General features: G+C 67.1%; 30 protein-coding genes and 1 pseudogene. 22 read left to right on the top strand and 9 right to left on the bottom strand.

Translation table 11 applies throughout. The features are described from left to right. Positions 1-10 precede the first annotated feature (10 nt). A complete protein-coding gene (olsB, locus tag KF707C_RS23405) occupies positions 11-781 on the top strand; it encodes an L-ornithine N(alpha)-acyltransferase (RefSeq protein WP_003451433.1) in 771 nt (256 codons plus the stop codon). 7 nt (positions 782-788) lie between these two features. After that, entirely contained in the window at positions 789-1,565 is a 777-nt protein-coding gene (locus KF707C_RS23400) for a lysophospholipid acyltransferase family protein (protein ID WP_003451436.1), read from the top strand. A gap of 17 nt (positions 1,566-1,582) precedes the next feature. Here KF707C_RS23400 and KF707C_RS23395 read toward each other — a convergent pair whose 3' ends face one another. Both KF707C_RS23395 and KF707C_RS23390 read right to left on the bottom strand, forming a co-directional pair. Continuing rightward, on the bottom strand, positions 1,583-2,431 hold the full coding sequence (locus tag KF707C_RS23395; RefSeq protein WP_237744119.1) for a universal stress protein: 849 nt from the start codon (positions 2,429-2,431) through the stop codon (positions 1,583-1,585). Positions 2,432-2,512: 81 nt separating this feature from the next. Then, on the bottom strand, positions 2,513-3,094 hold the full coding sequence (locus KF707C_RS23390; RefSeq protein WP_036992684.1) for an acyl carrier protein phosphodiesterase: 582 nt from the start codon (positions 3,092-3,094) through the stop codon (positions 2,513-2,515). A 123-nt stretch (positions 3,095-3,217) separates the two neighbouring features. Here KF707C_RS23390 and KF707C_RS23385 point away from each other — a divergent pair, with 123 nt between their 5' ends. The 7 genes from KF707C_RS23385 to KF707C_RS23355 all read left to right on the top strand — a co-directional run bounded on the left by KF707C_RS23385 (position 3,218) and on the right by KF707C_RS23355 (position 8,940). Next, on the top strand, positions 3,218-3,526 hold the full coding sequence (locus KF707C_RS23385; protein ID WP_003451442.1) for an ArsR/SmtB family transcription factor: 309 nt from the start codon (positions 3,218-3,220) through the stop codon (positions 3,524-3,526). Positions 3,527-3,570: 44 nt separating this feature from the next. Beyond that, positions 3,571-4,734: an MFS transporter gene (locus tag KF707C_RS23380; protein ID WP_003451445.1), complete on the top strand. Its 1,164-nt coding sequence runs from the start codon at positions 3,571-3,573 to the stop codon at positions 4,732-4,734. A gap of 16 nt (positions 4,735-4,750) precedes the next feature. Continuing rightward, a complete protein-coding gene (locus tag KF707C_RS23375) occupies positions 4,751-5,800 on the top strand; it encodes an alkene reductase (protein WP_003451447.1) in 1,050 nt (349 codons plus the stop codon). Positions 5,801-6,000: 200 nt separating this feature from the next. After that, the gene (locus KF707C_RS23370; RefSeq protein ID WP_003451448.1) at positions 6,001-6,582 is read left to right on the top strand and encodes a YceI family protein; all 582 of its coding nucleotides are present in this window, start codon (positions 6,001-6,003) and stop codon (positions 6,580-6,582) included. After that, complete coding sequence (locus tag KF707C_RS23365; RefSeq protein WP_036992685.1) at positions 6,579-7,736, top strand: phospholipase D-like domain-containing protein; 1,158 nt, start codon at positions 6,579-6,581, stop codon at positions 7,734-7,736. The genes KF707C_RS23370 and KF707C_RS23365 overlap by 4 nt, the downstream gene beginning before the upstream one ends. 173 nt (positions 7,737-7,909) lie before the next feature. After that, complete coding sequence (locus tag KF707C_RS23360) at positions 7,910-8,491, top strand: DJ-1/PfpI family protein (RefSeq protein ID WP_003451450.1); 582 nt, start codon at positions 7,910-7,912, stop codon at positions 8,489-8,491. Between the two features lie 131 nt (positions 8,492-8,622). Beyond that, the gene (locus KF707C_RS23355) at positions 8,623-8,940 is read left to right on the top strand and encodes a ribbon-helix-helix domain-containing protein (protein ID WP_003451451.1); all 318 of its coding nucleotides are present in this window, start codon (positions 8,623-8,625) and stop codon (positions 8,938-8,940) included. Positions 8,941-8,980: 40 nt separating this feature from the next. On the opposite strand, the gene KF707C_RS23350 is transcribed toward KF707C_RS23355, so the two are convergent. Further along, on the bottom strand, positions 8,981-9,379 hold the full coding sequence (locus tag KF707C_RS23350) for a nuclear transport factor 2 family protein (RefSeq protein ID WP_003451452.1): 399 nt from the start codon (positions 9,377-9,379) through the stop codon (positions 8,981-8,983). A 113-nt stretch (positions 9,380-9,492) separates the two neighbouring features. On the opposite strand from KF707C_RS23350, the gene KF707C_RS23345 reads away from it, so the two are divergent. Beyond that, on the top strand, positions 9,493-10,083 hold the full coding sequence (locus KF707C_RS23345; RefSeq protein WP_003451462.1) for a GNAT family N-acetyltransferase: 591 nt from the start codon (positions 9,493-9,495) through the stop codon (positions 10,081-10,083). Beyond that, positions 10,080-10,958: a carbon-nitrogen hydrolase family protein gene (locus KF707C_RS23340; protein ID WP_003451465.1), complete on the top strand. Its 879-nt coding sequence runs from the start codon at positions 10,080-10,082 to the stop codon at positions 10,956-10,958. Before KF707C_RS23345 ends, KF707C_RS23340 begins: the two co-directional genes overlap by 4 nt. 133 nt (positions 10,959-11,091) lie before the next feature. Here KF707C_RS23340 and KF707C_RS23335 read toward each other — a convergent pair whose 3' ends face one another. Then, positions 11,092-12,615: a fumarate hydratase gene (locus KF707C_RS23335; protein ID WP_003451468.1), complete on the bottom strand. Its 1,524-nt coding sequence runs from the start codon at positions 12,613-12,615 to the stop codon at positions 11,092-11,094. A gap of 220 nt (positions 12,616-12,835) precedes the next feature. Here KF707C_RS23335 and KF707C_RS23330 point away from each other — a divergent pair, with 220 nt between their 5' ends. Genes KF707C_RS23330 through KF707C_RS23320 form a run of 3 tightly spaced genes read left to right on the top strand, consistent with a single transcriptional unit; the run spans position 12,836 to position 15,698 of the window. After that, positions 12,836-13,963 carry a GGDEF domain-containing protein gene (locus KF707C_RS23330; RefSeq protein WP_003451471.1) on the top strand — a complete coding sequence of 376 codons (1,128 nt, stop codon included), beginning with the start codon at positions 12,836-12,838 and terminating at the stop codon, positions 13,961-13,963. After that, positions 13,956-14,897 (top strand): iron-sulfur-binding ferredoxin reductase, encoded by a 942-nt coding sequence (locus tag KF707C_RS23325; protein WP_003451473.1) that lies wholly within the window; start codon positions 13,956-13,958, stop codon positions 14,895-14,897. Before KF707C_RS23330 ends, KF707C_RS23325 begins: the two co-directional genes overlap by 8 nt. A 27-nt stretch (positions 14,898-14,924) precedes the next feature. Beyond that, positions 14,925-15,698 carry an enoyl-CoA hydratase gene (locus KF707C_RS23320; protein WP_003451475.1) on the top strand — a complete coding sequence of 258 codons (774 nt, stop codon included), beginning with the start codon at positions 14,925-14,927 and terminating at the stop codon, positions 15,696-15,698. A 66-nt stretch (positions 15,699-15,764) separates the two neighbouring features. Here KF707C_RS23320 and pyk read toward each other — a convergent pair whose 3' ends face one another. Beyond that, a complete protein-coding gene (gene pyk, locus KF707C_RS23315) occupies positions 15,765-17,216 on the bottom strand; it encodes a pyruvate kinase (protein WP_003451477.1) in 1,452 nt (483 codons plus the stop codon). 237 nt (positions 17,217-17,453) lie between these two features. Between pyk and KF707C_RS23310 the strand changes: the two genes are divergently transcribed. The 3 genes from KF707C_RS23310 to KF707C_RS23300 all read left to right on the top strand — a co-directional run bounded on the left by KF707C_RS23310 (position 17,454) and on the right by KF707C_RS23300 (position 18,749). After that, entirely contained in the window at positions 17,454-17,822 is a 369-nt protein-coding gene (locus tag KF707C_RS23310) for a tetratricopeptide repeat protein (protein WP_003451480.1), read from the top strand. 84 nt (positions 17,823-17,906) lie between these two features. After that, the gene (locus KF707C_RS23305) at positions 17,907-18,329 is read left to right on the top strand and encodes a DUF4124 domain-containing protein (RefSeq protein ID WP_003451484.1); all 423 of its coding nucleotides are present in this window, start codon (positions 17,907-17,909) and stop codon (positions 18,327-18,329) included. Positions 18,330-18,389: 60 nt separating this feature from the next. Then, positions 18,390-18,749 (top strand): PilZ domain-containing protein, encoded by a 360-nt coding sequence (locus tag KF707C_RS23300; RefSeq protein ID WP_003451485.1) that lies wholly within the window; start codon positions 18,390-18,392, stop codon positions 18,747-18,749. 64 nt (positions 18,750-18,813) lie between these two features. On the opposite strand, the gene KF707C_RS23295 is transcribed toward KF707C_RS23300, so the two are convergent. Next, on the bottom strand, positions 18,814-19,317 hold the full coding sequence (locus KF707C_RS23295) for a L,D-transpeptidase family protein (protein WP_003451488.1): 504 nt from the start codon (positions 19,315-19,317) through the stop codon (positions 18,814-18,816). A gap of 41 nt (positions 19,318-19,358) precedes the next feature. After that, the gene (locus KF707C_RS23290; RefSeq protein WP_003451490.1) at positions 19,359-19,913 is read right to left on the bottom strand and encodes an NUDIX hydrolase; all 555 of its coding nucleotides are present in this window, start codon (positions 19,911-19,913) and stop codon (positions 19,359-19,361) included. 161 nt (positions 19,914-20,074) lie between these two features. Between KF707C_RS23290 and KF707C_RS23285 the strand changes: the two genes are divergently transcribed. Genes KF707C_RS23285 through KF707C_RS23265 form a run of 5 tightly spaced genes read left to right on the top strand, consistent with a single transcriptional unit; the run spans position 20,075 to position 23,396 of the window. After that, positions 20,075-20,677, top strand: coding sequence for a CoA pyrophosphatase (locus tag KF707C_RS23285; RefSeq protein ID WP_003451491.1), 603 nt, complete (start codon positions 20,075-20,077; stop codon positions 20,675-20,677). Between the two features lie 25 nt (positions 20,678-20,702). Next, on the top strand, positions 20,703-21,227 hold the full coding sequence (locus KF707C_RS23280; protein ID WP_003451492.1) for a gamma carbonic anhydrase family protein: 525 nt from the start codon (positions 20,703-20,705) through the stop codon (positions 21,225-21,227). Beyond that, positions 21,227-21,433, top strand: a complete 207-nt coding sequence (locus tag KF707C_RS23275) for a DUF1289 domain-containing protein (protein ID WP_003451494.1) — start codon at positions 21,227-21,229, stop codon at positions 21,431-21,433. Before KF707C_RS23280 ends, KF707C_RS23275 begins: the two co-directional genes overlap by 1 nt. 17 nt (positions 21,434-21,450) lie before the next feature. After that, entirely contained in the window at positions 21,451-22,632 is a 1,182-nt protein-coding gene (gene purT / locus KF707C_RS23270; RefSeq protein WP_003451495.1) for a formate-dependent phosphoribosylglycinamide formyltransferase, read from the top strand. Next, entirely contained in the window at positions 22,629-23,396 is a 768-nt protein-coding gene (locus KF707C_RS23265; protein ID WP_003451496.1) for an SGNH/GDSL hydrolase family protein, read from the top strand. Before purT ends, KF707C_RS23265 begins: the two co-directional genes overlap by 4 nt. Before the next feature lie 7 nt (positions 23,397-23,403). Here KF707C_RS23265 and KF707C_RS23260 read toward each other — a convergent pair. Both KF707C_RS23260 and KF707C_RS23255 read right to left on the bottom strand, forming a co-directional pair. Further along, positions 23,404-24,084, bottom strand: a pseudogene (locus KF707C_RS23260) (transporter associated domain-containing protein); the annotation flags it as partial. 153 nt (positions 24,085-24,237) lie between these two features. Then, positions 24,238-25,038, bottom strand: a complete 801-nt coding sequence (locus tag KF707C_RS23255) for a cytochrome C assembly family protein (RefSeq protein WP_003451502.1) — start codon at positions 25,036-25,038, stop codon at positions 24,238-24,240. Between the last annotated feature and the right edge of the window lie 63 nt (positions 25,039-25,101).

The raw sequence follows: 25,101 nt of genomic DNA, 5'->3' as shown, positions 1-25,101 counted from the left end.
AGGCTTATTCATGACTCAGATCGCCCTGACCCGCGACGCCGTCGCACCCCACGGGAAAAGCCCTCGCCGCCTGCAGGCCGAACGCCTGGAAGGTGTCGCGGCCCTGCGTGAAGCCCAGGCCCTGCGCTTCCGCGTGTTCAGCGCGGAGTTCGACGCCAAGTTGAAGGGTGCCGAGTTCGGCCTGGACATGGACGACTACGACCCGCACTGCCAGCACATCGGCGTGCGCGACCTGGACAGCGGCGACCTGGTGGCCACCACCCGCCTGCTGGACCACCAGGCGGCCCGCGATCTCGGGCGTTTCTACAGCGAGGAGGAATTCAGCCTCCACGGCCTGGGCGAGCTGCAGGGGCCGGTGCTGGAGATCGGCCGCACCTGCGTCGACCCCGCCTACCGCAACGGCGCCACCATCGCCGTGCTCTGGGGCGAACTGGCCGAGGTGCTCAACCAGGGCGGCTACCGCTACCTGATGGGCTGCGCCAGCATCCCCATGCAGGACGGCGGCATCCAGGCCCAGGCCATCATGCAGCGCCTGCGGGAGCGTCACCTGTGCACCGAACACCTGCGCGCCGAGCCGAAGAACCCGCTGCCGGACCTGGAGCTGCCGGGCAATGTGATCACCGAAATGCCGCCGTTGCTCAAGGCCTACATGCGCCTGGGCGCCAAGGTCTGCGGCGAGCCTTGCTGGGACCCGGACTTCCAGGTGGCCGACGTGTTCATCCTGCTCAAGCGCGACGAGCTCTGCCCGCGCTATGCCCGTCACTTCAAGGCCGCGGTCTGAGGCCGGCATGGGCAAGTCCCTGCGGTTCCACCTGCGTGTCGCCCGCCTGCTGGCGGTGCTCGGACTGGGCCTGGCCCTGGCGGCCTGGGTCAGCGTGCTGGAGCGCCTGGGGCGAGATCGGCTGATGGCCACCCGGCAACGCCTGACCCGCTGGTTCCTCGCCCGCCTGGCCGGCGCCCTGCCATTTCGCGTGCGGGTCAGCGGCCAGGTGCCGGATCGGCCGATGCTCTGGGTCAGCAACCACGTGTCCTGGACCGATATTCCCCTGCTCGGCGCCGTGGCGCCCCTGTCCTTCCTGTCCAAGGCCGAGGTGCGTGCCTGGCCGGTGGCGGGATGGCTGGCGCACAAGGCCGGGACCCTGTTCATTCGCCGGGGATCGGGGGACAGCGGGCTGGTCGGGCAACAGTTGACGCGGCACCTGGGCGAGGGGCGGCACCTGCTGATCTTCCCCGAAGGCACCACCACCGACGGCAGCCTGGTGAAGACCTTCCACAGCCGCCTGCTGACCAGCGCGGTGGACACCGGGGTGCCGGTGCAACCGGTCGCCATCCGCTACCTGCGGGATGGCCGGCGCGACGAGATCGCGCCCTTCATCGGCGACGACGACCTGCTTTCGCACCTGCTGCGGGTGCTGCGCAGCGAGGTGGCGGAGGTGGAAATCCAGCTGCTGGAGCCCATCGCCGCCGGCGAGCTCGGCCGCACCCTGCTGGCGCGCAAGGCGAAGGGCGCCGTGGAACGGGCGCTCTTCGGCGAGTCCGAGGACGAGGGTGCGCTGGCCGCCTGAGGCCGGCGCCGAGAATCTCAGTGGGGGAGGGGCGGCGGCACCGCGAGGATGTCGCAGTCCAGCTCGCGCAGCGCGGCATCCGCCACGCTGCCGATCAGCACACGCTTCAGGCCGGTCAGGCCGCGAGTCCCCATCACCAGCAGGTCCACGGGTTCACGTTCCAGCACCCGACGCAGGGCGGTCATCGGCAGGCCCTCTTCGATCAGGCGCTGGCTGATCACCGGGCCGAGCTCCTCCTGCAGCAGGAACTCATCCAGGGCCTCGGTGGCGCGGCGGCGCTCGTCTGCGCTGTAGTCACCGGGGATGACGCCGGCACCGGCGGCCATCAGCATGGGGCCGCCCAGGGGGTCGAAGGCGTGCAGGGCACGGGCGCCGCCTTTCGGCAGCAGCCCCAGCTGGTGGGCGGCGCGCACCGCCTCGGCGGAAGCGTGCGAGCAATCCAGTGCCAGCAGGGGCGCCTGGTAGTCGCGCTCGGCCTCGCGATTGACCACCAGGACCGGGACGTGGCTGGAGCGCAGCAGGCGTTCCAGGGTGGTGCCGACGAAGATGTCCCGCAGCGGGTTCTTGCGATGGCTGCCCGCCACCAGCAGGTCGACATCCGCCCAGCGGGTGCAGTCGGCGATGTGCTTGGCCGGGTCGCCCACTTCCACCCAGATTTCCGGCGCCCGGCCGGCCAGCTCGGTGAGGAAATCCAGTTGGCCGTTGAAGTAGCGGCGTACCTGCTCCTGCTCCAGTTCCACCCGCAACTGCGGCTGGTCTTCGTCCACGACGTGGAGGATGAACCAGGGGCAGCTGAACTGCCGGGCCAACCGGGCGGCGCGACGCATTGCGCGATCGGAACGATTGGACAAGTCTGTTGCCAGCATCAGCGCTTTCATCGGGAGTCTCCGGAACAGGATGTCAGACGCTATTTCACTGTAGCCCGGCAATCCTGCCTTTGATGCAGGTCAAACGAGGCCCTGCTGCCGTTCGGCGAAGTGCTGGAGTTCGGGGTAGAAGGCCTGGAAGTCCCGGTGCAGGTCAGGGTAGAGGGCGTCCAGTTCGGCCATGGCGCCGGCGAGGACACCGGGGCGGGACAGGCGGCTGGCCATGCCTTGTATCACCCGTTCCAGGGTCTCGAACTCGCGGTAGCTGCCCAGCCAGTCCTGGGCCGCCATGCGCGGGGCGATCAGGGCCAGCCGGTCGGGCAACCTCGGCTCGGCGTCCAGCACCTGGTAGACCCGGCGCGTGAAGGCTTCCAGGGGCAGCGGAGCGTAGTGTTCCCAGTCCCGGGCCAGGCAATGGTCGAAGAAGACATCCAGCAGGATGCCGGCGACCCGCCGCCGTTCGACGGGAAAGCGCTGCTTGGCCTGGAGGATCAGGGGGTGGCCGTCGGTGAAGGCGTCGATCCGCCGGTGCAGGCGGATGGCCGACTCGATATCCGCCGGCCAGCGCCCGTCCAGCGGCCCCTTGACGAAGTCGCCATAGAGGCTGCCGAGCAACTGTGCCGGCTGCGAGCCGCCGAGGTGGAGGTGGGCGAGGTAGTTCATGGACTGAGAGTAACCCAGCGCCGCTTCCATCATGTCGGGTGATGACGACTATCGGCACAAACGATCTGTATATCGTCAGGCATCGATATAAGGTTCGCTCCATCCCGATATGCGAAGACGACCATGAGCGACGACATCGACCTGGACGAGATCATCAAGGCGCTGGCCCATCCGGTCAGGCGCGAGATGCTGCAGTGGCTGAAGGAGCCGGAGAAGCACTTCGTCGAGCAGGACCATCCCTTCGAGATCGGCGTCTGTGCCGGCAAGTTCGACCAGCGCTGCGGGCTGTCCCAGTCCACCGTGTCGGCGCACCTGGCGACCCTGCAACGTGCCGGGCTGGTCACCAGCCGCAAGGTGGGCCAGTGGAACTTCTTCAAACGCAATGAAGCCGTCATCGCTGAATTCCTTCGCCAGATGAGCGATTCGCTGTAACTGCAGCACCTGCCATAACCCCGTACTTCCCAAGGAGCAGGCCAATGCCTACTGCGCTTCTCGTCCTCGCCTTGTCCGCGTTTGCCATCGGCACCACGGAGTTCGTCATCATGGGCCTGTTGCCCGAGGTGGCGGCTGATCTGGGCGTTTCCATTCCCGGTGCCGGCTGGCTGGTGACCGGCTACGCCCTGGGCGTCGCCGTCGGCGCCCCCTTCATGGCCATGGCGACCGCGAAGCTGCCCCGCAAGGGCGCGCTGCTGGTGCTGATGGGGGTGTTCATCCTGGGCAACCTGCTCTGCGCCATTGCCGCCAACTACGGCCTGCTGATGCTGGCGCGGGTGGTCACCGCCCTCTGCCATGGCGCCTTCTTCGGCATCGGCTCGGTGGTGGCCGCGAGCCTGGTACCGGCCAATCGCAAGGCGTCCGCCGTGGCCCTGATGTTCACCGGCCTGACGCTGGCGAACGTGCTCGGCGTCCCCCTGGGCACCGCGCTCGGCCAGGCCGCCGGCTGGCGTTCCACTTTCTGGGCGGTGACCCTGATCGGCGTCCTCGCGCTCATCGGCCTCTGGCGCGTGCTGCCGCGTCAGCAGGACGAGGAAGCCGCCGACATGCGCGCCGAGTTCGCCGCCCTGCGGGGGACCGGGCTCTGGCTGGCGCTGTCCACCACGGTGCTGTTCTCCGCCGCGGTGTTCTGCATCTTCACCTATGTGGCCCCGCTGCTGGGCGAGGTGACCGGAGTCTCGCCCCGTGGCGTGACCTGGAGCCTGCTGCTGATCGGCCTGGGCCTGACCCTGGGCAACATCCTCGGGGGCCGACTGGCGGACTGGAAGCTGGCGCAGACCCTGATGGGCGTGTTCGTCGCCCTGGCCGTCGCCTCCAGCGCCCTGACCTGGACCAGCTCGGCGCTGGTTCCCACCGAGATCACCCTGTTCCTCTGGGCCACCGCCGCCTTCGCCGCGGTCCCGGCCCTGCAGGTCAACGTGGTGAACTTCGGCAGCGCCGCGCCCAACCTGGTCTCCACCCTGAACATCGGCGCCTTCAACGTGGGCAATGCCCTCGGCGCCTGGGTCGGAGGCCTGGTCATCGGCCAGGGGCTCGGCCTCACCGCAGTCCCCCTGGCGGCCGCCGTGCTGGCGATCCTCGCCCTGGTGGCCACCCTGCTCACCTTCAGCAACCGTAATCCCGAGCTGCACGCGGCTCTCGACTGACCACGAGGTACACGCTATGCCCACGCTCTTCGACCCCATCAAGATCGGTGACCTGGAACTCGCCAACCGCATCATCATGGCGCCCCTGACCCGCTGCCGTGCCGACGAGGGCCGCGTGCCCAACGCGCTGATGGCCGAGTACTACACCCAGCGCGCGTCCGCCGGGCTCATCATCAGCGAAGCCACCGCCGTCACGCCCATGGGCGTCGGTTACCCGGACACCCCCGGCATCTGGTCCGACGAGCAGGTCAAGGGCTGGAGCAATATCACCAAGGCCGTGCATGCCAATGGCGGCAAGATCGTCCTGCAGCTCTGGCATGTAGGCCGCATCTCCGACCCCAGCTACCTGGACGGCGAAGCCCCGGTGGCGCCCAGTGCCATCGCCGCCAGGGGCCATGTGAGCCTGCTGCGGCCGATGCGTGACTACCCGGTGCCCCGCGCCCTGGAGACCGAGGAGCTCGCCGATATCGTCGAGGCCTACCGCATCGGCGCCGAAAACGCCCAGGCCGCCGGTTTCGACGGGGTGGAAATCCACGCCGCCAATGGCTACCTGCTGGACCAGTTCCTCCAGGACAGCACCAACCAGCGCACCGACCGCTATGGCGGCTCCCTGGAGAACCGCGCGCGCCTGCTGCTGGAAGTCACCGATGCGGTGATTTCCGTCTGGGGCGCCGGCCGGGTCGGCGTTCACCTGGCGCCCCGCGCCGACTCCCATGACATGGGCGATTCCAACCGGGCCGAGACCTTCGGCTACGTCGCCCGGGAACTGGGCAAGCGTGGCGTGGCCTTCATCTGCGCCCGTGAGAGGGTGGCCGATGACAGCCTGACCCCGCAGCTCAAGGAAGCCTTCGGTGGCGTCTTCATCGCCAACGAGCGCTTCACCAGGGAACAGGCCAACGCCTGGCTGGCGGAAGGCAAGGCCGACGCCGTGGCCTTCGGCATCCCCTTTATCGCCAACCCGGACCTGCCGGAGCGCCTGCGTCTCGACGCACCGCTGAACGAGCCGCGTCCCGAGCTGTTCTACGCCCAGGGACCGGTGGGCTACATCGACTATCCGCGCCTGTGAGTCGCAGCGAACCGGCAGGGAAGAAGGATTTCGCCCCTGCCGGTGGGCTGTGGACCCCAAACAGCGGTTTCCTCTGGTAGCTTTGCTCCCATTGACCGGCCCACGCCGGACGATGGCGGAACCCGGCCGGCCCTTCCTGTGACCCATGGCGTCCGGTCTGTGTCTCTTCGCCGTCAGCGACATGCCAAAAGGAAGCCCGCATGCACAGATCCATCCGTTCCCTCCTGGCCCTGCTCGGCGCCCTGGCGCTGCCGGTTCATGCCAGCTGGTACCTGGACAACGAGTCCTCCCGCATTTCCTTCATCTCCACCAAGGCCGGCAGCGTCTCGGAGGTGCACCGTTTCCTCACCCTTCACGGGAAGATCGGCGATGACGGCCAGGTCCGCCTGCGGGTGGAGCTGGAGTCGGTGAGCACCGGCATCCCCCTGCGTGACCAGCGCCTGCGCGAGCAGTTCTTCGACATCGCCAGGTTCCCCGAGGCGGACGTCACCGCCAGGCTGGACCTGGGGCCCATCGCTACCCTGGCGCCGGGCGCCCAGCAGGAGCTGGTGCTGCCCCTGACGGTGAAGATCCGCGATCAGGAGAAGCCCTACCGTGCCGAGCTGCTGGCCACGCGCCTGGACGACCACCGCTTTCAGGTGGTGACGCTGGCGCCCCTGGTGCTGCAGGTGGACGACTTCGGCCTGGCCCCGGCCCTGGATGGCCTGCGCAAGCTCGCCGGCCTGCCCAGCATCAGCCTCTCGGTCCCGGTGGGGGCCGTGCTGATCTTCACGGAGCGCTGATGGGGCAGATCTTCCCCTGGAGGTCCGGCAATCGCTTCGAACTGCTGATCGACGGACCGCAGTTCTTTCCGCTCATGCTCACGGCCATCGCGCGGGCCGAGCGGCAGGTCGCGCTGGAGCTCTACCTGGTGGAGGACGGCCTCTGCACCAAGGCCCTGGTGGACGCGCTCTGCGTCGCCGCCGTGCGCGGCGTGCGGGTGCGCTGCCTGTTCGACGACTTCGGCAGCCTGAAGCTGGGCTCGACGGCCCGGGCGCGACTCGTCGAGTCAGGCGTGCAGCTGCAGTTCTACAACCCCCTTCGCTGGCGCAAGGGTTTCAGCAACCTCTACCGCGACCATCGCAAGATCCTGGTGGTGGACGATCGCCAGGCCTTCGTCGGCGGCACCGGCTCCACCGACGAGTTCTGGGACCCCAGGCTGGATGCCAGCCGCTGGCACGAGGTGATGGTGGCCATCGAAGGCCCGCTGGTAGCCCACTGGCAATCGATCTTCGATTTCCAGTGGCTGGCCAACCTCGGTCGGCGACCCTGGAAGCCGGGGGAAGGGCCGGGGCTGGCTCACCTGCCGCCCTATCCGGCGGTGGGGGAGGGGCTGGGGCGCATCGCCTACGCCGACGCCAGCCAGCATCGGGATATCGTCCAGTCGCTGGCGCGCAGCATTCGCACCGCCCGCCAGCGGGTCTGGCTGGCCACGCCCTATTTCCTGCCCAGCTGGAAGGTCCGCCGGGCCCTGATCAAGGCCGCCCGGCGGGGGGTGGAGGTCAGGCTGCTGCTTACCAGCCGGCACACCGACCATCCGCCGGTACGTTACGCCGGCCAGCGCTACTACCCACGGCTGCTGCGCTCCGGTGTGCGCATCTTCGAGTACCAGGAGCGCTTCCTGCACCTGAAGATGGTGCTGGCGGACGATTGGGTCAGCATCGGCTCCTGCAACTTCGATCACTGGAACCTGCGCTTCAACCTGGAGGCGAACCTGGAGGCCCTGGATCCGGACTTCACCCTGGCAGTGGCCGAGTGCATGCGCCAGGATTTCTCCGAAAGCCGTGAGATCACCATGGACGACTGGCTCACCCGCCCCCTGACCAAGCGGATTCGCCAGCGCCTCTGGGGCTGGCTGGACCGCCTGGTGGTGAACCTGCTGGACCGTCGTCGCTAGCCCGCAGGCTCGACGGATGATCGCCCGGCCGGTCTTGCCGGTGAACGACCCGAGGGCGTGGCTGCACGGGCCGTCGATACTGTAGTAAGCCGCTATTACCCGGCCTCGGCAGGGCCGGGGATAATGGACCGACCCTGAAGCCTTGGGCTTCCAATCCAGGAGGAGGACAGACGATGGCCGCGAAGAAGATCCTGATGCTGGTGGGCGACTACGCCGAGGATTACGAAACCATGGTGCCGTTCCAGGCGCTCTCGATGGTGGGGCATGCCGTACATGCGGTTTGCCCGGACAAGGTCGCCGGGCAGACCGTGCGCACCGCCATCCACGATTTCGAGGGCGACCAGACCTACAGCGAGAAGCCGGGCCACAACTTCGCCCTGAACTTCGACTTCGCCCAGGTGAAGGCCGAGGACTACGACGCCCTGCTGATTCCCGGCGGCCGCGCCCCCGAGTACCTGCGATTGAATGCCCGGGTGCTGGAGCTGGTGAGGGCCTTCGACCAGGCGGGCAAGCCCATCGCCGCCGTCTGCCACGGCGCCCAGCTGCTGGCCGCCGCCGGTGTGCTCAAGGGACGGGCCTGCAGCGCCTACCCGGCCTGCGGTCCGGAGGTGAAGCTCGCCGGCGGCGAGTACGTGGATATTCCGGTCGACCAGGCCCATGTCGAGGGGAACCTGGTAACGGCCCCGGCCTGGCCCGCCCATCCCGCCTGGCTGGCGGCGTTCCTCAAGCTGCTGGGGACCAGGATCGAGCCTTGAGACTTCGGCGCTGGAGGCCGGTTGCGCCGGCCTCTCGCGAATGAATTCGCCCCGTTCCGTGGATGCGTCCACGGAGGGCGGGGTATCGCCCCGGCTGGTGATGCGCGGGAACACATACAAGGAGGCACGCCATGTGCGAGCTCTACGTCAAGGCCGACCCCATCCTCTATGAGTCCCGCTCGCGCTCCCTGCGCATTCGCGGGGTGGTGACGACGCTGCGCCTGGAGAACCAGTTCTGGGACATCCTCCGGGAGATCGCCGAGGTGGACGGCATGACCACCAACCAGCTCATCACCAAGCTCTACGACGAGGTGATGGAGTACCGCGGCGAGGTGGTCAACTTCGCCTCCTTCCTGCGGGTCAGCTGCACCCGTTACCTGGCCCAGCGCCGCGCCACGGTGGTGGAACTGCCGAAGGCGCGGGCGCAGGAGGGGCGCGGCGTTTCCTGACGTCCCCGCGAGCGAGCGCCGGACAGGGCTCAGGCGCCGATCAGCAGACCTGTTCGATCCAGTCGTTGAGGTTGTAGTAGTTGGTCACCCGGGCGATCTTGCCGGCATGGAGATGGAAGAAGGCGCCGGCCGGCAGCACGTAGGTCTGGCCCTTGGCCGGCGGCAGGCCCTCGTCGTCGGCCAGGTACTGGCCGTGGACCACGAATTCGGCGGCGACGCGGCTGCCGTCGGCGCTGGCCATGATCACGATGTCGGACAGCCGCTCCTTGTAGCAGCGGTTCATCTTGTCCATGAAGGCGGCGAAGACGGCCTTGCCCTGCTGGCGCTCCCCCTGGTTGATGTCATGCACCACGTCCTCGCTCAGCAGGGCGAGGAAGGCGGGCATGTCGCCGGCGTTGAAGGCGTCGTAATAGGCTTGCACCAGTTCGGTAGCGGTCATGGCTGGGTTCCTGTCGCAATGGAGTCAGTCGGCACGTGGCGGGCATGATAGGGTCTCCGCTCGGGCCCGGCTTAGCCAGGGGCGTCATCAACATCGCCAGAACGACCGCTCCCATGCAGATCCGTCTACTCCAGGGCGCCGCCATCGCGCCCCATATTCCTGACCTCGCGCACCTTCGCCTGACCGTCTTCCGCGAGTTCCCCTACCTCTATGACGGCACCCCGGAGTACGAGGCGCGTTACCTCGCCACCTACGCGGAGTCGCCGGACAGCCTGTTCGTGCTGGCGCTGGACGGCGAGCGCGTGGTGGGTGTTTCCACCGGACTGCCCATGGCCGACGAGACCGAGGCGTTCCAGCGCCCCTTCCTCGACGGGGGCTGGGATCCGGCGCGCATCTTCTATTTCGGCGAATCGGTGTTGCTGCCTGAGTACCGGGGCGGCGGCCTCGGGGTGCGCTTCTTCGCCGAGCGCGAGGCCCATGCGCGGCGCCTGGGTCGATTCGACCACTGCGCCTTCTGCGCGGTGGAGCGTCCCGCCGATCATCCGCGCCGTCCGCCGGGCTACCGGCCGCTGAACGAATTCTGGGCCCACCGTGGCTACCGGCACTATCCGCAGCTGCGCACCGAATACCACTGGCGCGACCTGGACGAAGACGCCGAGTCGGCCAAGCCCATGTCCTTCTGGCTCAAGGAGCTCTCGCCGTGATCAGGATCGCCGCCTGCCAGTACGCCATCGAACTCCACGAAAGCTGGGAGGCCTATGCCCGGCACCTGGAGGCGCTCTGCGCCGAAGCTGCGGAGCGGGGGGCGCAGTTGCTGGTGCTGCCGGAGTACGCCGGCCTGGTGCTGAGTGGGCAACTGGCGCCGGCGTTGCGCGGCGACCTGCTGGCCTCCATCGAGGGCATCCAGCCGCTGCTGCAGGACTGGCGTGCCCTCTGCACCGGCATCGCGGCGAAGCTCGGCGTCTACCTGCAGCCCGGCAGCCTGCCCGTGCGCGATGCCGATGGGCGCTATCGCAACCGCGCCTGGCTGTTCGGGCCGGGTGGCGAACTGGGCTTCCAGGACAAGCTGATGATGACCCGCTTCGAACGGGAGCACTGGCACATCTCGGCGGGGCAGGGGCTGCGGGTGTTCGACACCAGCCTGGGCCGGCTGGGCATCCTCATCTGCTACGACAACGAGTTTCCGCTGCTGGCGCGGACCTTGGCCGAAGGCGGCGCCGACCTGATTCTCGCACCCAGCTGCACCGATACCGAGGCGGGCTACCACCGGGTCCGCATCGGCGCCCAGGCCCGGGCCCTGGAGAACCAGGTCGCGGTGCTGCAGTCGCCCACGGTGGGCCTGGCACCCTGGTCGCCGGCGCTGGACGAGAACATCGGCCGAGCGGGCCTCTACGTGCCGCCGGACTACGGCATGCCCCGCGATGGCGTGATCGCCGAAAGCGCGGCGCTGTGTCCCGGCTCGAGCCAGTGGCTGATCTGCGACCTGGACCTGGATGAGGTCCGGCGGGTACGCAACGAGGGGCAGGTGTTCACGCGTCGGGACTGGCCGGAGCAGTTCGAGCGCATCCGGCCCGCGTAGGGCGCGTTTTCGCGCGCCAGGGGCAGGGGAATCGGCGCTTGGCCCTTCGGCTAACGGTCCCCTGCGGGATCCAGAAACCGGAAAACGAAGAAGCCCGGCGCATGGCCGGGCTTCGTCGTGTCGCGTGGGCGGCTTACTTCACTTCCACCGCCAGGTTCTCGGCGATTTTCTTCTGCCAGATCGCCGGGCCGGTGATGTGCACCGATTCGCCATTGGTGTCGACGGCGACGGTGACCGGCATGTCCTTCACGTCGAACTCGTAGATGGCTTCCATCCCCAGTTCGGCGAAGGCCAGGACCCTGGACTTCTTGATCGCCTGGGCCACCAGGTAGGCGGCGCCGCCGACGGCCATCAGGTAGACGGCCTTGTTGTCCTTGATCGCCTCGATGGCGATGGGGCCGCGCTCGGACTTGCCGATCATGCCCAGCAGGCCGGTGCTTTCCAGGATCTGGCGGGTGAACTTGTCCATGCGGGTGGCGGTGGTGGGGCCAGCCGGGCCGACCACTTCGTCACCGACCGGATCGACCGGGCCGACGTAATAGATGAAGCGGCCCTTGAGGTCCACCGGCAGTTCTTCGCCCTTGTTGAGCATGTCGACCATGCGCTTGTGGGCGGCGTCGCGACCGGTGAGCATCTTGCCGTTGAGCAGCAGTGTCTCGCCCGGTTTCCAGCTCTGCACCTCTTCCGGGGTGATGCTGTCCAGGTCGACGCGGCGCGCGGAGGGGCCGGCTTCCCAGACGATTTCCGGGTAGGCGTCCAGCGGCGGGGCTTCCAGTACGGCCGGACCGGAGCCGTCGAGCACGAAGTGGGCGTGACGGGTGGCGGCGCAGTTGGGGATCATGCACACCGGCAGGGAGGCGGCGTGGGTCGGGTAGTCCATGATCTTCACGTCGAGCACGGTGGTCAGGCCGCCCAGGCCCTGGGCACCGATGCCCAGCTGGTTGACCTTCTCGAACAGCTCCAGGCGCATTTCCTCGATACGGTTCTGCGGGCCACGGGCCTTCAGTTCATGGATGTCGATCGGGTCCATCAGGACTTCCTTCGCCATCACGGCGGCCTTCTCGGCGGTACCGCCGATGCCGATGCCGAGCATGCCCGGCGGGCACCAGCCGGCGCCCATGGTCGGGACGGTCTTCAGGACCCAGTCGACGATGGAGTCGGACGGGTTGAGCATGGCCATCTTCGACTTGTTCTCGGAGCCACCGCCCTTGGCGGCCACGTCCACTTCCACGGTGTTGCCGGGAACGATGGAGTAGTGGATCACCGCCGGGGTGTTGTCCTTGGTGTTCTTACGGGCACCCGCCGGGTCGGCCAGGATGGAGGCGCGCAGGACGTTCTCCGGCAGGTTGTAGGCGCGGCGCACGCCTTCGTTGATCATGTCGTCGACGCTCATGGTGGCGCCGTCCCAGCGCACGTCCATGCCCACGCGGACGAACACGGTGACGATACCGGTGTCCTGGCAGATGGGGCGGTGGCCGGTGGCGCACATGCGCGAGTTGATCAGGATCTGCGCCATGGAGTCGCGCGCGGCGGGGGACTCTTCACGCAGGTAGGCCTCGTGCATGGCCTGGATGAAGTCGACGGGGTGGTAGTAGGAAATGAACTGCAGGGCGTCGGCGACGCTCTGGATCAGGTCGTCCTGCTTGATCACGGTCATGGGGGGAGCGCTCCTCTTAACACGGGAACATCTGGGAAGCGCCGGACCACGACCCGGCGCGCTTGCGGGCTCAAAAGGCGCGGCAGTATAGCGCGAGGTATCAGCGGGGCACAGTCGCCGGTAGTCGACCCTGGTCGGTTGTCGGCCAGTTCCTACGCACTAGGCAATCTGTGATCACAAGGGTAAATTGGCGGCATGGTGCCATTACGGGAAGGAGCCCATGAGCCCATCCAGCCAGCGGATCAGCCACAGAGCCTTGCAGAGTCTGCTGATGAAGCGCTTTGGCATGGCCGTGGCGACCTATGCGCTGATTCTCGTGTTGTGCTGGGTCGCCCTGCTGGGCGGCCTGTTTCGCGTCAGCACCAGCACGGCACTGATTGGCACCGGGTTGGTGGCGCTGTCCCAACTCGTTTTCTTCTGGATCTTCCTCAGCGGTCACAACCTGCGCTTCGCCGATCCCAGCCTGACCCAGGCACAGGTGCTGATTGCGATGCTCTGGCACACCTGGCTTCTGTCCATGGTGGACACGGCCAGGGGTACGCTGCTTGCTGCCTATGTGCTGATCCTGCTGTTCGGCGTCTTCCAGTTGAAACCTCGCGTGTTCGTGCGTTGCGCGGCGCTGGGGTTCTTCGCCTTCGCCGGGCTCAATCTCTACGAGGCATATCGCCTGCGGCTGCCAGACCCCGCGCTGGCTCTGCTGCAGGTCTGCGTGCTCTTCGTCCTGATGACCTGGATGAGCCTGTTCGCCAGCTATGTCCAGGCCCTGCGCCAGCGCATGCGACAGCGGCGCTTCGCCCTGCAGGCGCATCAGGACACGCTGCGGGGCATGATGCGGCAGTTGGAGGATATGGTGGCCACCGACGAGCTGACCGGGCTGTTCAACCGCCGGCATTTCCTGCGCCTGGCCGGCCGTGAGCTGGACAGCCTGGAGGGCACTCGACAGCTCGGCCTGGCGCTGATCGACCTGGATCATTTCAAGCGCATCAACGATGTCCACGGACACGCCTCCGGCGACCGCGTGCTGCAGACCTTCGCGGCGGTGGCGCGGGCCTGCCTGCGGGATGGCGACGTACTGGCCCGCTACGGCGGCGAAGAGTTCGTCCTGCTGATCCCCAATTGCGACGCGGACCGCCTCACTGCCTGCTGCGAGCGTCTGCGGGCCGCCTATGCCGCCGCCGAGCCCGTCGGCGTTCAGGTGGAGCGGCTGAGCCTGTCGGCGGGCATGACGCTGCTGTCGGTCGGGGACGATCTGGATGATGCGTTGCAGCGCGCGGATCAGGCACTCTATCGGGCGAAGCGCGGCGGACGTAACCGTTGCGATGCCGCCTGGGAGGAGCAGGGTGCCTGAGCTAGAAGTCGCTGGAAAACGCTGGACCGTCGCACCCGCCAGCAATCTGCTGGATGCCCTGAATGCCGGGGGCTGCAGGGTGCCGTTCAGTTGCCGCGCCGGAAGTTGCCATGCCTGCCTGGTGCGCTGCCTGGCGGGAGAGCCGGCGGATGCCCGCCCGGAAGCGCTTTCTCCCGCCCAGCGAGCCGAGGGCTGGCGACTGTCCTGCCAGTGCCTGGTGGTCCAGGACTTGCGGGTGGAGATCTTCGATCCCCGGCGCGATGGCATAGAGGCCGACGTGATCTCGGTCGACTGGCCCGCGACCGATGTGCTGCGGCTGCGGCTCCAGCCTTGTCGGCCTTTCCGCTATGGCGCCGGCCAGCATGTGCTGTTGTGGAATGACGAAGGTGTCGCCCGTCCCTATTCCCTGGCCAGCGTCCCCGGCCTGGACGAGGCTCTGGAGTTCCACCTGGATTGCCGCCTGCCGGGTCAGTTCAGCGACCGTGCGCGGCGACTGCTGCCGGGCGAGCGCCTGCGCCTGGGGGAACTGCATGGTGGCGCCCTGCACTACGATCCCGCCTGGGATGCCCGGCCCCTGCTGTTCCTGGCTTCGGGTACCGGCCTGGCGCCGCTCTGGGGGTTGTTGCGGGAAGCCCTGCGGCAGCATCACTCGGGCCCCATCCGCTTCATTCACCTGGCCCATGATTCGTCGGGGCATTACCTGGCCGGACCGCTGGGCGCGCTGGCGGCCGCGCATCCCTCATTGGAGGTGCGACTGGTGACGCCGGCCGAGCTGCCGGAGGTTTTGGCGCAATTCCGTCTTGTTTCCCGTCAGACCATCGCCTTACTCTGCGGCCACCCCACCGGCGTCGAGGATTTCGCGCGTCGGCTCTACCTGGCCGGCCTGCCCCGCACCCAGTTGCTGGCGGACAGTTTCCTGACCCGCGACGCCTGAACGGGCGCGAGAACATCGAGGATTTCCATGAGCGAGCACATTCTGGTGGAGCGCGAACAGGGGCTGCTGACCCTGCGCATGAATCGCCCGGACAAGAAGAACGCCCTGACCCGCGCCATGTACAGTCGCATGGCCGAGGTGCTGGATGCGGCCCGCGAAGACCGTGACGTGCGGGTGGTGCTGATCACCGGCAGCGAGGCGTGCTTCACCAGCGGCAACGACATCGTCGACTTCCTCGAAGAGCCGCCGAGTGGCGAGAACAGCCCGGTGTTCCAGTTCATGCGTGCGCTGTTCGACTTTCCCAAACCCGTTGTCGCGGCGGTCAGCGGGCCGGCGGTGGGTATCGGTACCACCCTGCTGCTGCATTGCGACCTGGTCTATGTGAGCACTGACGCCCGCTTGAAGATGCCCTTCGTCAACCTGGGGCTCTGCCCCGAGTTCGGCTCCAGCCTGATCCTGCCGCGACTCCTGGGCCATGCCCGGGCGGCGGAGTTGCTGCTGCTGGGGGAGGGGTTCACCGGGGAACAGGCCGCTCACTGGGGCATCGCCAATGCCGCCCTGGAAAACGGCGCCGTGACCTTCGCCCGGGCGCGCGAGGCGGCGTTGCGTTTCCTCGATCTGGCCCCGTCCGCCCTGGCGGTGAGCAAGCGCCTGATGCAGGCGCCGGGGCGCGAGGAGCTGCGCCGGGCGATCGCCGAGGAAGGGGAGCTGTTCTGCCAGCGACTGCGCAGCCCGGAGGCGATGGAAGCGCTGTCGGCCTTTACCCAGCGTCGGCAACCGGACTTCTCGAAGTTCGTCTGAGTGGCGGTCGTTCCCGCCCATGAAAAAGCCGCCCTTCGAGGCGGCTTTTTCATGGCCTTGTGCGACTCAGACCAGCAGATCGCCCACATGGAGGATCTTCATGGTGTTGGTGCCGCCCTGGGTGGTGTAGCTGTCACCCTTGGTCAGGATCACCCAGTCGCCCTTGGTGACCACGCCACGCTTGAGCAGTTCGTCCACGGCCATCTGGCTGACCTTCTCCGGCGGCAGCGCCGCAGCGTCGAAGGGCACGGTTTCCACGCCGCGGAACAGGGCCACGCGGGCCTGGGTCTCGCGGTGGGGCGAGTAGGCGAAGATCGGCACCGAGGAGCGGATGCGCGACATGATCAGCGGGGTGTAGCCGCTTTCGGTCAGGCAGATGATGGCCTTGATGCCGGGGAAGTGGTTGGCGGCATACATGGAGGCCAGGGCGATGCTCTCGTCGCAGCGGCCGAAGGTCTGGCCGAGGCGGTGGTGGGAGCGGCGGGTGTCCGGGTGCTTCTCGGCACCCTGGCAGATGCGAGCCATGGCCTGCACGGCTTCCAGCGGGTACTCGCCGGCGGCGCTCTCGGCGGAAAGCATCACGGCGTCGGTGTAGTCCAGCACGGCGTTGGCTACGTCGGAGACTTCCGCGCGGGTCGGCATGGGGTTGTGGATCATCGACTCCATCATCTGGGTCGCGGTGATCACGGCCTTGTTGTAGCGGCGGGCGTGGAGAATGATCTTCTTCTGGATGCCCACCAGCTCGGCGTCGCCGATCTCGACGCCCAGGTCGCCACGGGCCACCATCACCGCATCGCTGGCGCGGATCAGGCCATCCAGGGCTTCGTCGTCGGCCACGGCTTCGGCGCGTTCGATCTTGGCCACCAGCCAGGCCTTGCCACCGGCCTCGTCCCGCAGTCGGCGGGCCAGTTCCATGTCGGCGGCATCGCGGGGGAAGGAGACGGCCAGGTAGTCCAGCTCCATTTCCGCGGCCAGCTTGATGTCGGCCTTGTCCTTGGCGGTCAGGGCCGGTGCGGTCAGGCCGCCACCACGGCGGTTGATGCCCTTGTGGTCGGACAGCGGGCCACCGATGGTGACGCGGCATTGCAGCTCGTCGGCGGTGGCGGCTTCCACGCGCATCACCACGCGGCCGTCGTCCAGCAGCAGTTCATCGCCCACGCTGCAGTCCTTCACCAGGTCCGGATAGTCGATGCCCACCACGTCCTGGTTGCCGGCGTCGCGCGGATGGGTGACGGAGAAGCGGAAGCTGTCGCCTTCCTTCAGTTCGATGCGCTTGTTGACGAACTTGGCGATGCGGATCTTCGGACCTTGCAGGTCGCCCAGCAGGGCGACGAAGCGGCCGTGCTTGGCCGCCAGCTCACGTACCAGGCGGGCTCGGGCCTTGTGTTCTTCCGGGCTGCCGTGGGAGAAGTTCAGGCGGGCCACGTTGAGGCCGGCGAGGATCAGTTGTTCCAGCATTTCCGGGGAGTTGCTGGCTGGGCCGAGGGTAGCGACGATTTTTGTGCGGCGGAACGACATGCGACGACTCCATTTTCCAAGCTGAGCCCGAGGCTACTACGGGCAATAACTGTAGTCATGGAGACTTTTCACTACGCGCTGAATTGTTTCACCTGCTCCGCCGGACGGTTAAGTCGTCGTTGCGGTCGAGGATCTGGTCCGGGTGCCGTGCAGCTCGCAGGACCCCTCGGAGGTTATGCTTGGCGACCTGAAGAAGTGTCGTGACCGGCCGATATCCCGGTGACGGAGGAATTACCCATGCGCACCCTGATCATCCTGACGCTGCTGGCGGCCACCGCCGGCTGCACCCGCTGGTCCCTCGACCATCACCTGAACAATGCCTATCGCGCCTATGAGAAGGGGAACTGCGAGGACGTGATGCTCGAGCTGTCCAAGGCCGAGCGCAAGAGCCGCTCCCGCCAGTACCTGCAGCCGGAGATTTCCCTGTTGCGGGGGCAATGCCTGGAGCGGCAGAGCCTGTTCGTCGACGCGGCTCAGACCTATCAGTTCATCATGGCTCGCTACCCCAGCAGCGAGTACGCCTACCGGGCCAAGGCGCGCCTGGAGACACTGCAGCAGCTCGGTCACCTGGGCGGCGCGACCAGGGCGTCCGCGGCGCCGCTCTGACCGCCCACCCGCCCGTCGGTCGTTGCCTGCTTGAGCCGCACGCCGCCGGGACTATGCTGACGCCTTACGCTCAGGAGCCAGGGAATGCGTCGTCTGTTGTGTTGCTTGCTGCTGATTTCCCCGCTGGCCAATGGGGAGATCTACCGTTGGACCGATGCCCAGGGGCGGGTGCATTTCGGCGAGAAGCCGGAGGCGGGGGCGCAGCGGATCACCGTCAGGCCCCAGGTGGTGGAGCGGGACGCGGCGACCCGTGAGCGTGAGGCGCGCGCGGCGAAGTTCTACGATGCCCGTCGCCAGGAGCAGGCTGTGGCCGCCGAACGTGCCGCCGAGGTCCGCGAGGAGCGGCAGATGCGGTGCAGCCGGTTGCGCGACTCCCAGGAGCAACTGGATCATCCCGGTCCTCTTTACCGGCTGGATGAGCAGGGCGAGCGGCAGTACTACACTGACGAGGAGATCGAGTCCGCCCGCAAGCGGGTGGCTGCGAGCCTGGCCAGGGAGTGCAATTGACGGTTGGTCCGATGCTGTATCAGGTCCATACTAGGGTACCTTCAATAGCGATTTGACATCATGCCTACCAAGCGCAGAATCGAACGCCACCAGTTGCCGTACTACCTGAAGGTGTTCAATCGCATCACCGACAAGCCCATGGGTTACCTGGGCAATGTGTCCATGGACGGCCTGATGCTGATCAGCCAACTGCCCATGCTGGTGGGCGCGCGCTTCGACATGCGCCTGAAGATCCCGGGCAAGGACGGTCATGTGCACTTCGTCGATTTCTGCGCCACCTGCCAGTGGTGCCACGAAGATGTGAACCCGGGACATTACGATTCCGGCTTCTCCTTGGTGGCGCCGCCAGCCGAGTACGCCGACCTCATCGATGCCCTGCGTTTCTACTTCAGCTTTCGTCCTTTGGCCGCCTCGGCCTGAGTCTGCCTGAAAATCGCCATCCCTCCACCGGATCGGACCCCCGAAGCGCGGTTGGCTGTCCGACTCAGGGCCTGATCTCGATCAGGGTGCCGTCCTTGACCAGGCTCCAGATTTCGCGCATGTCCGCGTTCTTCATGGCGATGCAGCCCTCGGTCCAGTCCAGGGTGTGGAAATACCACTCCGGGTACTCCTCATCCAGCGGGGTGCCGTGGATCATGATCATGCCACCCGGAGGTACGCCCTTCTCCCGTGCCTTGGCGGCGTCGCGGGCATTGGGGTAGGAAATGTGCATGGCCAGGTTGAACTTGTCGCTGGTCTTGCGCCAGTCGATCCAGTAGAAGCCCTCGGGGGTGCGCTGGTCGCCTTCACGCAGCTTGGGGCCGACGGGCTGTTTACCCAGGGATATGCGGTAGGACTTGAGCACGTCGCCGCGATTCATCAGCAGCAGCTTGCGCTCCGATTTCACCACCAGGACCTTGTCGATGGATTGGCTGCCGAGGGCCGGCGTGGTGCTGGCCTGGGCGAGGGCCGCAAGGCCCATGGAAAGAACGACTAACAACCAGCGCATCGGCACGGCATCCCCAGGGTGTTCGGATAAGCGGTAGACATTCAGGTCTTCTTGTAGTGGGCCAGCAACGGTGCCAGAGGCTCATTGCGCACCGGGTAGACCTGGCCGGCGCGATCGGCGAAGAAGCATTCTAAGGTACGGCCCACCGTCGGAAAAGCCAGCTCCGACCAGGGAATCTCGGGTTCGTGGAACAGGCGGACTTCGAGGCTTTCGTCGCCCGCGGCGAAATCCAGGTCTTCCAGCTCGGCCCGGAAGAAGGTGTAGACCTGACTGATGTGAGGCAGGTCGAACAGGGTATAGAGGCTGAGGTTGCGCACCCGGGCACAGGCTTCCTCGAGGGTTTCCCGCATGGCCGCCTGCTCCATGGTCTCGCCGTTCTCCATGAAGCCGGCGGGCAGCGTCCAGTAGCCCCGGCGGGGTTCGATGGCGCGGCGACAGAGCAGCACCTGCTGGTTCCAGATGGGCAGGCAGCCGGCGACGATGCGCGGGTTCTGGTAGTGGATGGCATGGCAGTGGTCGCAGACGTAGCGCAAGCGGTTGTCGCCTTCGGGGATGCGCTGGGACACGGGGCTGCCGCACTGGCTGCAGAATTTCATCGGGGTTCCTCGGGCTCTGGCATTCATCTTGGCGCGGCCTGCCACCCTACGGCAAGCGGCGTGGGGGCGGGGAAGGGGGTGTGCGACCTGTCGGCGCGGGGCTTGGGCGTCCCTCGGGTTCATGCCATGATGCCCGGCAGTCGAAAAGAACGAGAAGATCCATGCTGGACGACCTGCTCCGACGTGTGCAGCGCTATTCCCCGATGACCCTGGAAACCGACCATGGCTTCCCTGAAGCCGCGGTTCTGGTGCCTGTCACCCGCAGTGACGAGCCTGAACTGGTCCTGACCCTGCGCGCCAGCGGGTTGTCCACCCACGGCGGCGAGGTGGCCTTTCCCGGCGGTCGCCGTGATCCGGAAGATGCCGATCTGGTGCAGACGGCCCTGCGCGAGGCGGAGGAGGAGGTCGGCCTGCCCCCGGGGCTGGTGGAGGTGATCGGTCCGCTCAGCACCCTGGTTTCCCGTCATGGCATCAAGGTCACGCCCTATGTGGGGCTGGTGCCGGACTTCGTCGAGTACAGGGCCAACCATGGTGAGATCGACTCGGTGTTCAGCGTGCCGCTGGCCTTCTTCCGGGATGACCCGCGCCAGGTCACTCACCGTATCGATTATCTGGGCCGCAGCTGGTACGTACCCAGCTACCAGTTCGGGGAATACAAGATCTGGGGCCTGACCGCGATCATGGTGGTCGAGCTGGTCAACCTGGTCTACGACGCGGGCATCGAGATGTCCCGCGCGCCCGCAAGCTTCATATCACTCAAATAGACAAGCCCCGTTCGAGGAGCGCCTGATGAAATACCGCCTTGGAACCGCCCGGGTCGATGCCCATCCCGACAGCTGGACCGCCCCCGGCGCCACCCTGGTGGGCAAGGTCCGCCTGGATGCAGGAGCCAGTGTCTGGTTCGGCGCCGTACTGCGCGGCGACAACGAGCTGATCCATATCGGCGAGAACAGCAATGTCCAGGACGGCACCGTCATGCACACCGACATGGGGTTCCCGTTGACCATCGGCCGCTCCGTCACCATCGGCCATAACGCCATGCTCCACGGCTGCAGCGTCGACGACTTCAGCCTGATCGGCATCAACGCGGTGGTGCTCAACGGCGCGAAGATCGGCAAGTACTGCATCATCGGTGCCAACACGCTGATTCCCGAGGGCAAGGAGATCCCCGATGGCTCCCTCGTCATGGGCTCCCCCGGCAAGGTGGTGCGCGAGCTCACCGAGCAGCAGAAGAAGATGCTCGAAGCCAGTGCCGCCCACTACGTACACAACGCCCAGCGCTATGCCCGGGACCTGGTGGAGCAGGACGACTGATGGACGCTGAACGCCCCGTCCGCTCGCCCTGCGTCCAGGTCTGCGTGCTGGACGACCACGACATCTGCAGCGGCTGCCAGCGCAGCGCTGACGAAATCACCCGCTGGGGCCGCATGGACAACGCCGAGCGCCGCGAAGTCCTGGTCCGTTGCCATGAGCGGGCCCAGGCCGGCGGCCTGTACATGACGTCCCCCAAGGCTTCTTGACTCCCCGAGGAAACCCCATGCCCCGTATTGGAACCCCCTTGTCGCCCAGCGCGACCCGCGTACTGCTGTGCGGCTCCGGCGAGCTCGGCAAGGAAGTGGTGATCGAACTGCAGCGCCTGGGCTGCGAAGTGATCGCCGTGGACCGTTACGCCGACGCCCCCGCCATGCAGGTGGCCCATCGCAGCCACGTGATCAGCATGCTCGATGGCGCGGCCCTGCGTGCCGTGATCGAGCGGGAACAACCCCATTACATCGTGCCGGAGATCGAGGCCATCGCCACCGCCACCCTGGTGGAACTGGAGGCCGAAGGTTTCACGGTCGTGCCCACCGCCCGTGCCGCGCAGCTGACCATGAACCGCGAAGGCATCCGGCGCCTGGCGGCGGAGGAGCTGGGCCTGCCCACCTCGCCCTACCATTTCGCCGATACCTTCGAGGATTACGCCGCCGCCGCCGCAAGTGTCGGCTACCCCTGCGTGGTCAAGCCGATCATGAGTTCCTCGGGCAAGGGGCAGTCGGTGCTCAAGTCCGATGCCGACCTCAAGGCGGCCTGGGACTACGCCCAGGAGGGCGGGCGCGCCGGCAAGGGACGGGTCATCGTGGAGGGCTTCATCGACTTCGACTACGAGATCACCCTGCTCACCGTGCGGCATATCGGCGGCACCAGCTTCTGTGCGCCGATCGGCCACCGCCAGGTGAAGGGCGACTACCACGAGTCCTGGCAGCCCCAGGCCATGAGTCCGAAGGCCCTGGCCGAGTCCGAGCGCATCGCCCAGGCGGTCACCGAGGCTCTGGGCGGGCGTGGCCTGTTCGGCGTGGAGCTGTTCATCAAGGGCGACCAGGTGTGGTTCAGCGAGGTGTCTCCGCGCCCCCACGACACCGGCCTGGTGACCCTGATTTCCCAGGACCTGTCCGAGTTCGCCCTGCATGCCCGGGCCATCCTCGGCCTGCCGATCCCGGTCATCCGCCAGCAGGGGCCGTCCGCGTCGGCGGTGATCCTGGTGGAGGGCACTTCGAATCAGGTCAGCTTCGGCAACCTGGCGGTGGCCCTCAGTGAGCCCGACACCGCGCTGCGCCTCTTCGGCAAGCCGGAAGTGGACGGACAGCGCCGCATGGGCGTTGCCCTGGCGAGGGACGAGTCCACCGACCTGGCGCGCGCCAAGGCGACCCGTTCTGCCCAGGCAGTCGACATCCTGCTGTGATCCACCTGGCCGGTTGGTGCTGGTGGGCGGCGACGCTGTCGCTGTCGCCCCTGGCATTGCCCATGGCCGTGCAGGCTCGTCGTAATGCCCTACGCCTGGCGCCCGCCGCTGGGCCTGATCGGGGGCTGGCCGGGGCGGACACGCCGGGTGAGCCCCTGCGCTTGCTCCTGATCGGTGAATCCACGGTTGCGGGCGTTGGCGTGTCCTGCCTGGATTTCGCCCTGGCCGGGCAACTGGCCGGAGCCTTGGCGAGTCGCCTGCAGCGGCCCGTGAGTTGGCGGGCCTGTGGTGAAAACGGCATCACGGCGGCGGGCGCCCGGGCGCGGTTGCTGCCGAGGGTGGCGGACGAATCCTTCGATCTGGTGCTGCTGGTCTTCGGGGTCAACGACACCACGCATTTCAGCTCCAGTCGGGGCTGGCTATCGGCCCTGAATGGCCTGGCCGGGCATTTCGCCGTTCGCGGCGCACGCGTGGCGCTCGCCGGAGTGCCGCCGCTGGAGCATTTCACCGCGCTACCCTGGCTGCTGCGGCTACTGCTGGGCTGGCGAGCGAGACTGCTCGATCGCCAGTTGCAGTCGTTGGCCGCCCGAGAGGGCTGGGACTGCTGCGCCACCCGGCTGGAGATGCGTCGGGAGTATCTGGCACTGGACGGCTACCATCCCTCGACACTGGGCTATCGGGTCTGGGGTGAGGAGTTGGCGCACTGGTTCGCCACCCGCCTGGCGGTGCGCGTGGAGCAGCCGGTCGCCCACGAGGGGGCCTGAAGGAGCGTCAGGCTCCGGGCTTGAGGCCCACTCGCCAGGCCAGTACCCGCTGTACCCGGTTCTCGCCGGATTGGAGGATCTCCAGGCGATAGGGACCGACCTTGAGGCAGACGCCGCAGTCGGGGATCTGCTCCAGGGCTTCGGTGATCAGGCCGTTGAGGGTCTTGGGGCCGTCGCAGGGCAGGTGCCAGCCCAGTACCCGGTTCAGCTCCCGCAGGTGCAGTGAGCCATCCAGTTCGTAGCGGCCACCCTCCCGGGGCTGGATGCCGGGGTTGGGGGCCAGGTCCTCCAGGCTGCCGAACTCGCCCACCAGTTCCTGGAAGATGTCCTCCAGGCTGACGAGTCCCACCACGTCACCGTACTCGTCCACCACGATGCCGAGGCGCCGCTGTTGCTTCTGGAAGTTCACCAGTTGGGTCAGCAGGGGCGTGCTTTCCGGGACGAAGTAGGTGCTCCGGCTCGCCGCCAGCAAGGCTTCCACGCTGGGCGTGCCCCCTGCGAGCAGGCGGGGGAGGCGGCGGAGGTGGAGGATGCCTTCTATCTGGTTGATGTCGCCGCGATACAGCGGCAGGCGGGTGTGGGTGGCGTCCTGCAACTGAGCGAGGATCTGTTCCGGCGAGGCGTTGAGGTCGATGCCCTGGATTTCACTGCGGGGAATCATGATGGCGCCGAGGGTGACCTGCTGCAGGGCTTGGGTCACAGCGACGGGCATGCGCGATTGCGGCTGGATCTCGACGCCGTGGCGGCGCCGGCTCGTGATCCAGGCGACCGCCGCACCGGCCACCAGGGAGAGGGTGATCCCGAGGAGGAGGCCGGCGAGCAGTCCGTGCATGGTGGCGTGTCAGATATGCAGGATGAATTCGCGGACCAGCTTGCTGCCGAAGTACGCCAGCATCAGCAGGCAGAAGCCTGCCAGGGTCCAGCGGATGGCCTTGTGCCCACGCCAGCCCAGTTGATGGCGACCCCAGAGGAGCACGCTGAAGACCACCCAGGCGATGCAGGAGAGGATGGTCTTGTGGGCCAGGTGCTGGGCGAACAGGTTGTCGACGAACACCCAGCCGGAAATCAGCGACAGCGAGAGCAGGCTCCAGCCGGCCCAGAGGAAGCCGAACAGCAGGCTTTCCATGGTCTGAAGGGCCGGGAAGCTGCGGATCAGTCCCGAAGGGTGCTTGTGCTTGAGCTGGTAGTCCTGCAGGAGAAGCAGCAGGGACTGGAACATCGCCATGGTCAGGAGGCCATAGGCCAGGATCGACAGCAGGATATGGGCGAGGATGCCCGGCTCTTCGTTGATCGCCTGCGACGTGCCTCCCGGGACTAGGGCGGCTGCCAGGGTCGTCAGGGTGCCCAGGGGCAGCAGCAGGAGCAGCAGGTTCTCGATGGGAATCCGCGCCACGGCGACCAGGGTGAGCAGGATCACAGCGGCGGCGATCAGGCTGGCGGAATTGAAGAAGTCCAGGTAGAGCCCGCCAGGGGTCAGCAGCTGGAGGATCAGCGCGGCGCCATGGGCGAGCAGGGCCAGGCCACCGCCGAGCACCAGCAGGCGCTTGTCCGGCGTGGCGCGCCGACTGAGGCGAAGACCCTGGTAAGCCGTGGTGCCCGTATAGAGGAATGCAGCCAGGAGGCTGGGCAGCAGAGGGTGCATAAGTCCTTGTAAGGCAAGCCCGAAAGGCAGTGAGTGTGGCATACAAGGCCTGCCGGTGAAAGA

It is taken from the genome of Pseudomonas furukawaii, from assembly GCF_002355475.1.
In the GTDB taxonomy this organism is placed as follows: Bacteria; Pseudomonadota; Gammaproteobacteria; order Pseudomonadales; family Pseudomonadaceae; genus Metapseudomonas; species Metapseudomonas furukawaii.
The sequence above is the reverse complement of the archived record's forward strand: the minus strand, read 5'-3'. Positions and strand labels throughout refer to the sequence as shown.

What these genes read in the sequence shown, in the direction of transcription:
- olsB (WP_003451433.1), top strand. Translation starts at nt 11, where the DNA reads ATGACTCAGATCGCCCTGACCCGCGACGCCGTCGCACCCCACGGGAAA.
- KF707C_RS23400 (WP_003451436.1), top strand. Translation starts at nt 789, where the DNA reads ATGGGCAAGTCCCTGCGGTTCCACCTGCGTGTCGCCCGCCTGCTGGCG.
- KF707C_RS23395 (WP_237744119.1), bottom strand. Translation starts at nt 2,431, where the DNA reads ATGCTGGCAACAGACTTGTCCAATCGTTCCGATCGCGCAATGCGTCGC.
- KF707C_RS23390 (WP_036992684.1), bottom strand. Translation starts at nt 3,094, where the DNA reads ATGAACTACCTCGCCCACCTCCACCTCGGCGGCTCGCAGCCGGCACAG.
- KF707C_RS23385 (WP_003451442.1), top strand. Translation starts at nt 3,218, where the DNA reads ATGAGCGACGACATCGACCTGGACGAGATCATCAAGGCGCTGGCCCAT.
- KF707C_RS23380 (WP_003451445.1), top strand. Translation starts at nt 3,571, where the DNA reads ATGCCTACTGCGCTTCTCGTCCTCGCCTTGTCCGCGTTTGCCATCGGC.
- KF707C_RS23375 (WP_003451447.1), top strand. Translation starts at nt 4,751, where the DNA reads ATGCCCACGCTCTTCGACCCCATCAAGATCGGTGACCTGGAACTCGCC.
- KF707C_RS23370 (WP_003451448.1), top strand. Translation starts at nt 6,001, where the DNA reads ATGCACAGATCCATCCGTTCCCTCCTGGCCCTGCTCGGCGCCCTGGCG.
- KF707C_RS23360 (WP_003451450.1), top strand. Translation starts at nt 7,910, where the DNA reads ATGGCCGCGAAGAAGATCCTGATGCTGGTGGGCGACTACGCCGAGGAT.
- KF707C_RS23355 (WP_003451451.1), top strand. Translation starts at nt 8,623, where the DNA reads ATGTGCGAGCTCTACGTCAAGGCCGACCCCATCCTCTATGAGTCCCGC.
- KF707C_RS23350 (WP_003451452.1), bottom strand. Translation starts at nt 9,379, where the DNA reads ATGACCGCTACCGAACTGGTGCAAGCCTATTACGACGCCTTCAACGCC.
- KF707C_RS23345 (WP_003451462.1), top strand. Translation starts at nt 9,493, where the DNA reads ATGCAGATCCGTCTACTCCAGGGCGCCGCCATCGCGCCCCATATTCCT.
- KF707C_RS23335 (WP_003451468.1), bottom strand. Translation starts at nt 12,615, where the DNA reads ATGACCGTGATCAAGCAGGACGACCTGATCCAGAGCGTCGCCGACGCC.
- KF707C_RS23330 (WP_003451471.1), top strand. Translation starts at nt 12,836, where the DNA reads ATGAGCCCATCCAGCCAGCGGATCAGCCACAGAGCCTTGCAGAGTCTG.
- KF707C_RS23320 (WP_003451475.1), top strand. Translation starts at nt 14,925, where the DNA reads ATGAGCGAGCACATTCTGGTGGAGCGCGAACAGGGGCTGCTGACCCTG.
- pyk (WP_003451477.1), bottom strand. Translation starts at nt 17,216, where the DNA reads ATGTCGTTCCGCCGCACAAAAATCGTCGCTACCCTCGGCCCAGCCAGC.
- KF707C_RS23310 (WP_003451480.1), top strand. Translation starts at nt 17,454, where the DNA reads ATGCGCACCCTGATCATCCTGACGCTGCTGGCGGCCACCGCCGGCTGC.
- KF707C_RS23305 (WP_003451484.1), top strand. Translation starts at nt 17,907, where the DNA reads ATGCGTCGTCTGTTGTGTTGCTTGCTGCTGATTTCCCCGCTGGCCAAT.
- KF707C_RS23300 (WP_003451485.1), top strand. Translation starts at nt 18,390, where the DNA reads ATGCCTACCAAGCGCAGAATCGAACGCCACCAGTTGCCGTACTACCTG.
- KF707C_RS23295 (WP_003451488.1), bottom strand. Translation starts at nt 19,317, where the DNA reads ATGCGCTGGTTGTTAGTCGTTCTTTCCATGGGCCTTGCGGCCCTCGCC.
- KF707C_RS23290 (WP_003451490.1), bottom strand. Translation starts at nt 19,913, where the DNA reads ATGAAATTCTGCAGCCAGTGCGGCAGCCCCGTGTCCCAGCGCATCCCC.
- KF707C_RS23285 (WP_003451491.1), top strand. Translation starts at nt 20,075, where the DNA reads ATGCTGGACGACCTGCTCCGACGTGTGCAGCGCTATTCCCCGATGACC.
- KF707C_RS23280 (WP_003451492.1), top strand. Translation starts at nt 20,703, where the DNA reads ATGAAATACCGCCTTGGAACCGCCCGGGTCGATGCCCATCCCGACAGC.
- KF707C_RS23275 (WP_003451494.1), top strand. Translation starts at nt 21,227, where the DNA reads ATGGACGCTGAACGCCCCGTCCGCTCGCCCTGCGTCCAGGTCTGCGTG.
- purT (WP_003451495.1), top strand. Translation starts at nt 21,451, where the DNA reads ATGCCCCGTATTGGAACCCCCTTGTCGCCCAGCGCGACCCGCGTACTG.
- KF707C_RS23255 (WP_003451502.1), bottom strand. Translation starts at nt 25,038, where the DNA reads ATGCACCCTCTGCTGCCCAGCCTCCTGGCTGCATTCCTCTATACGGGC.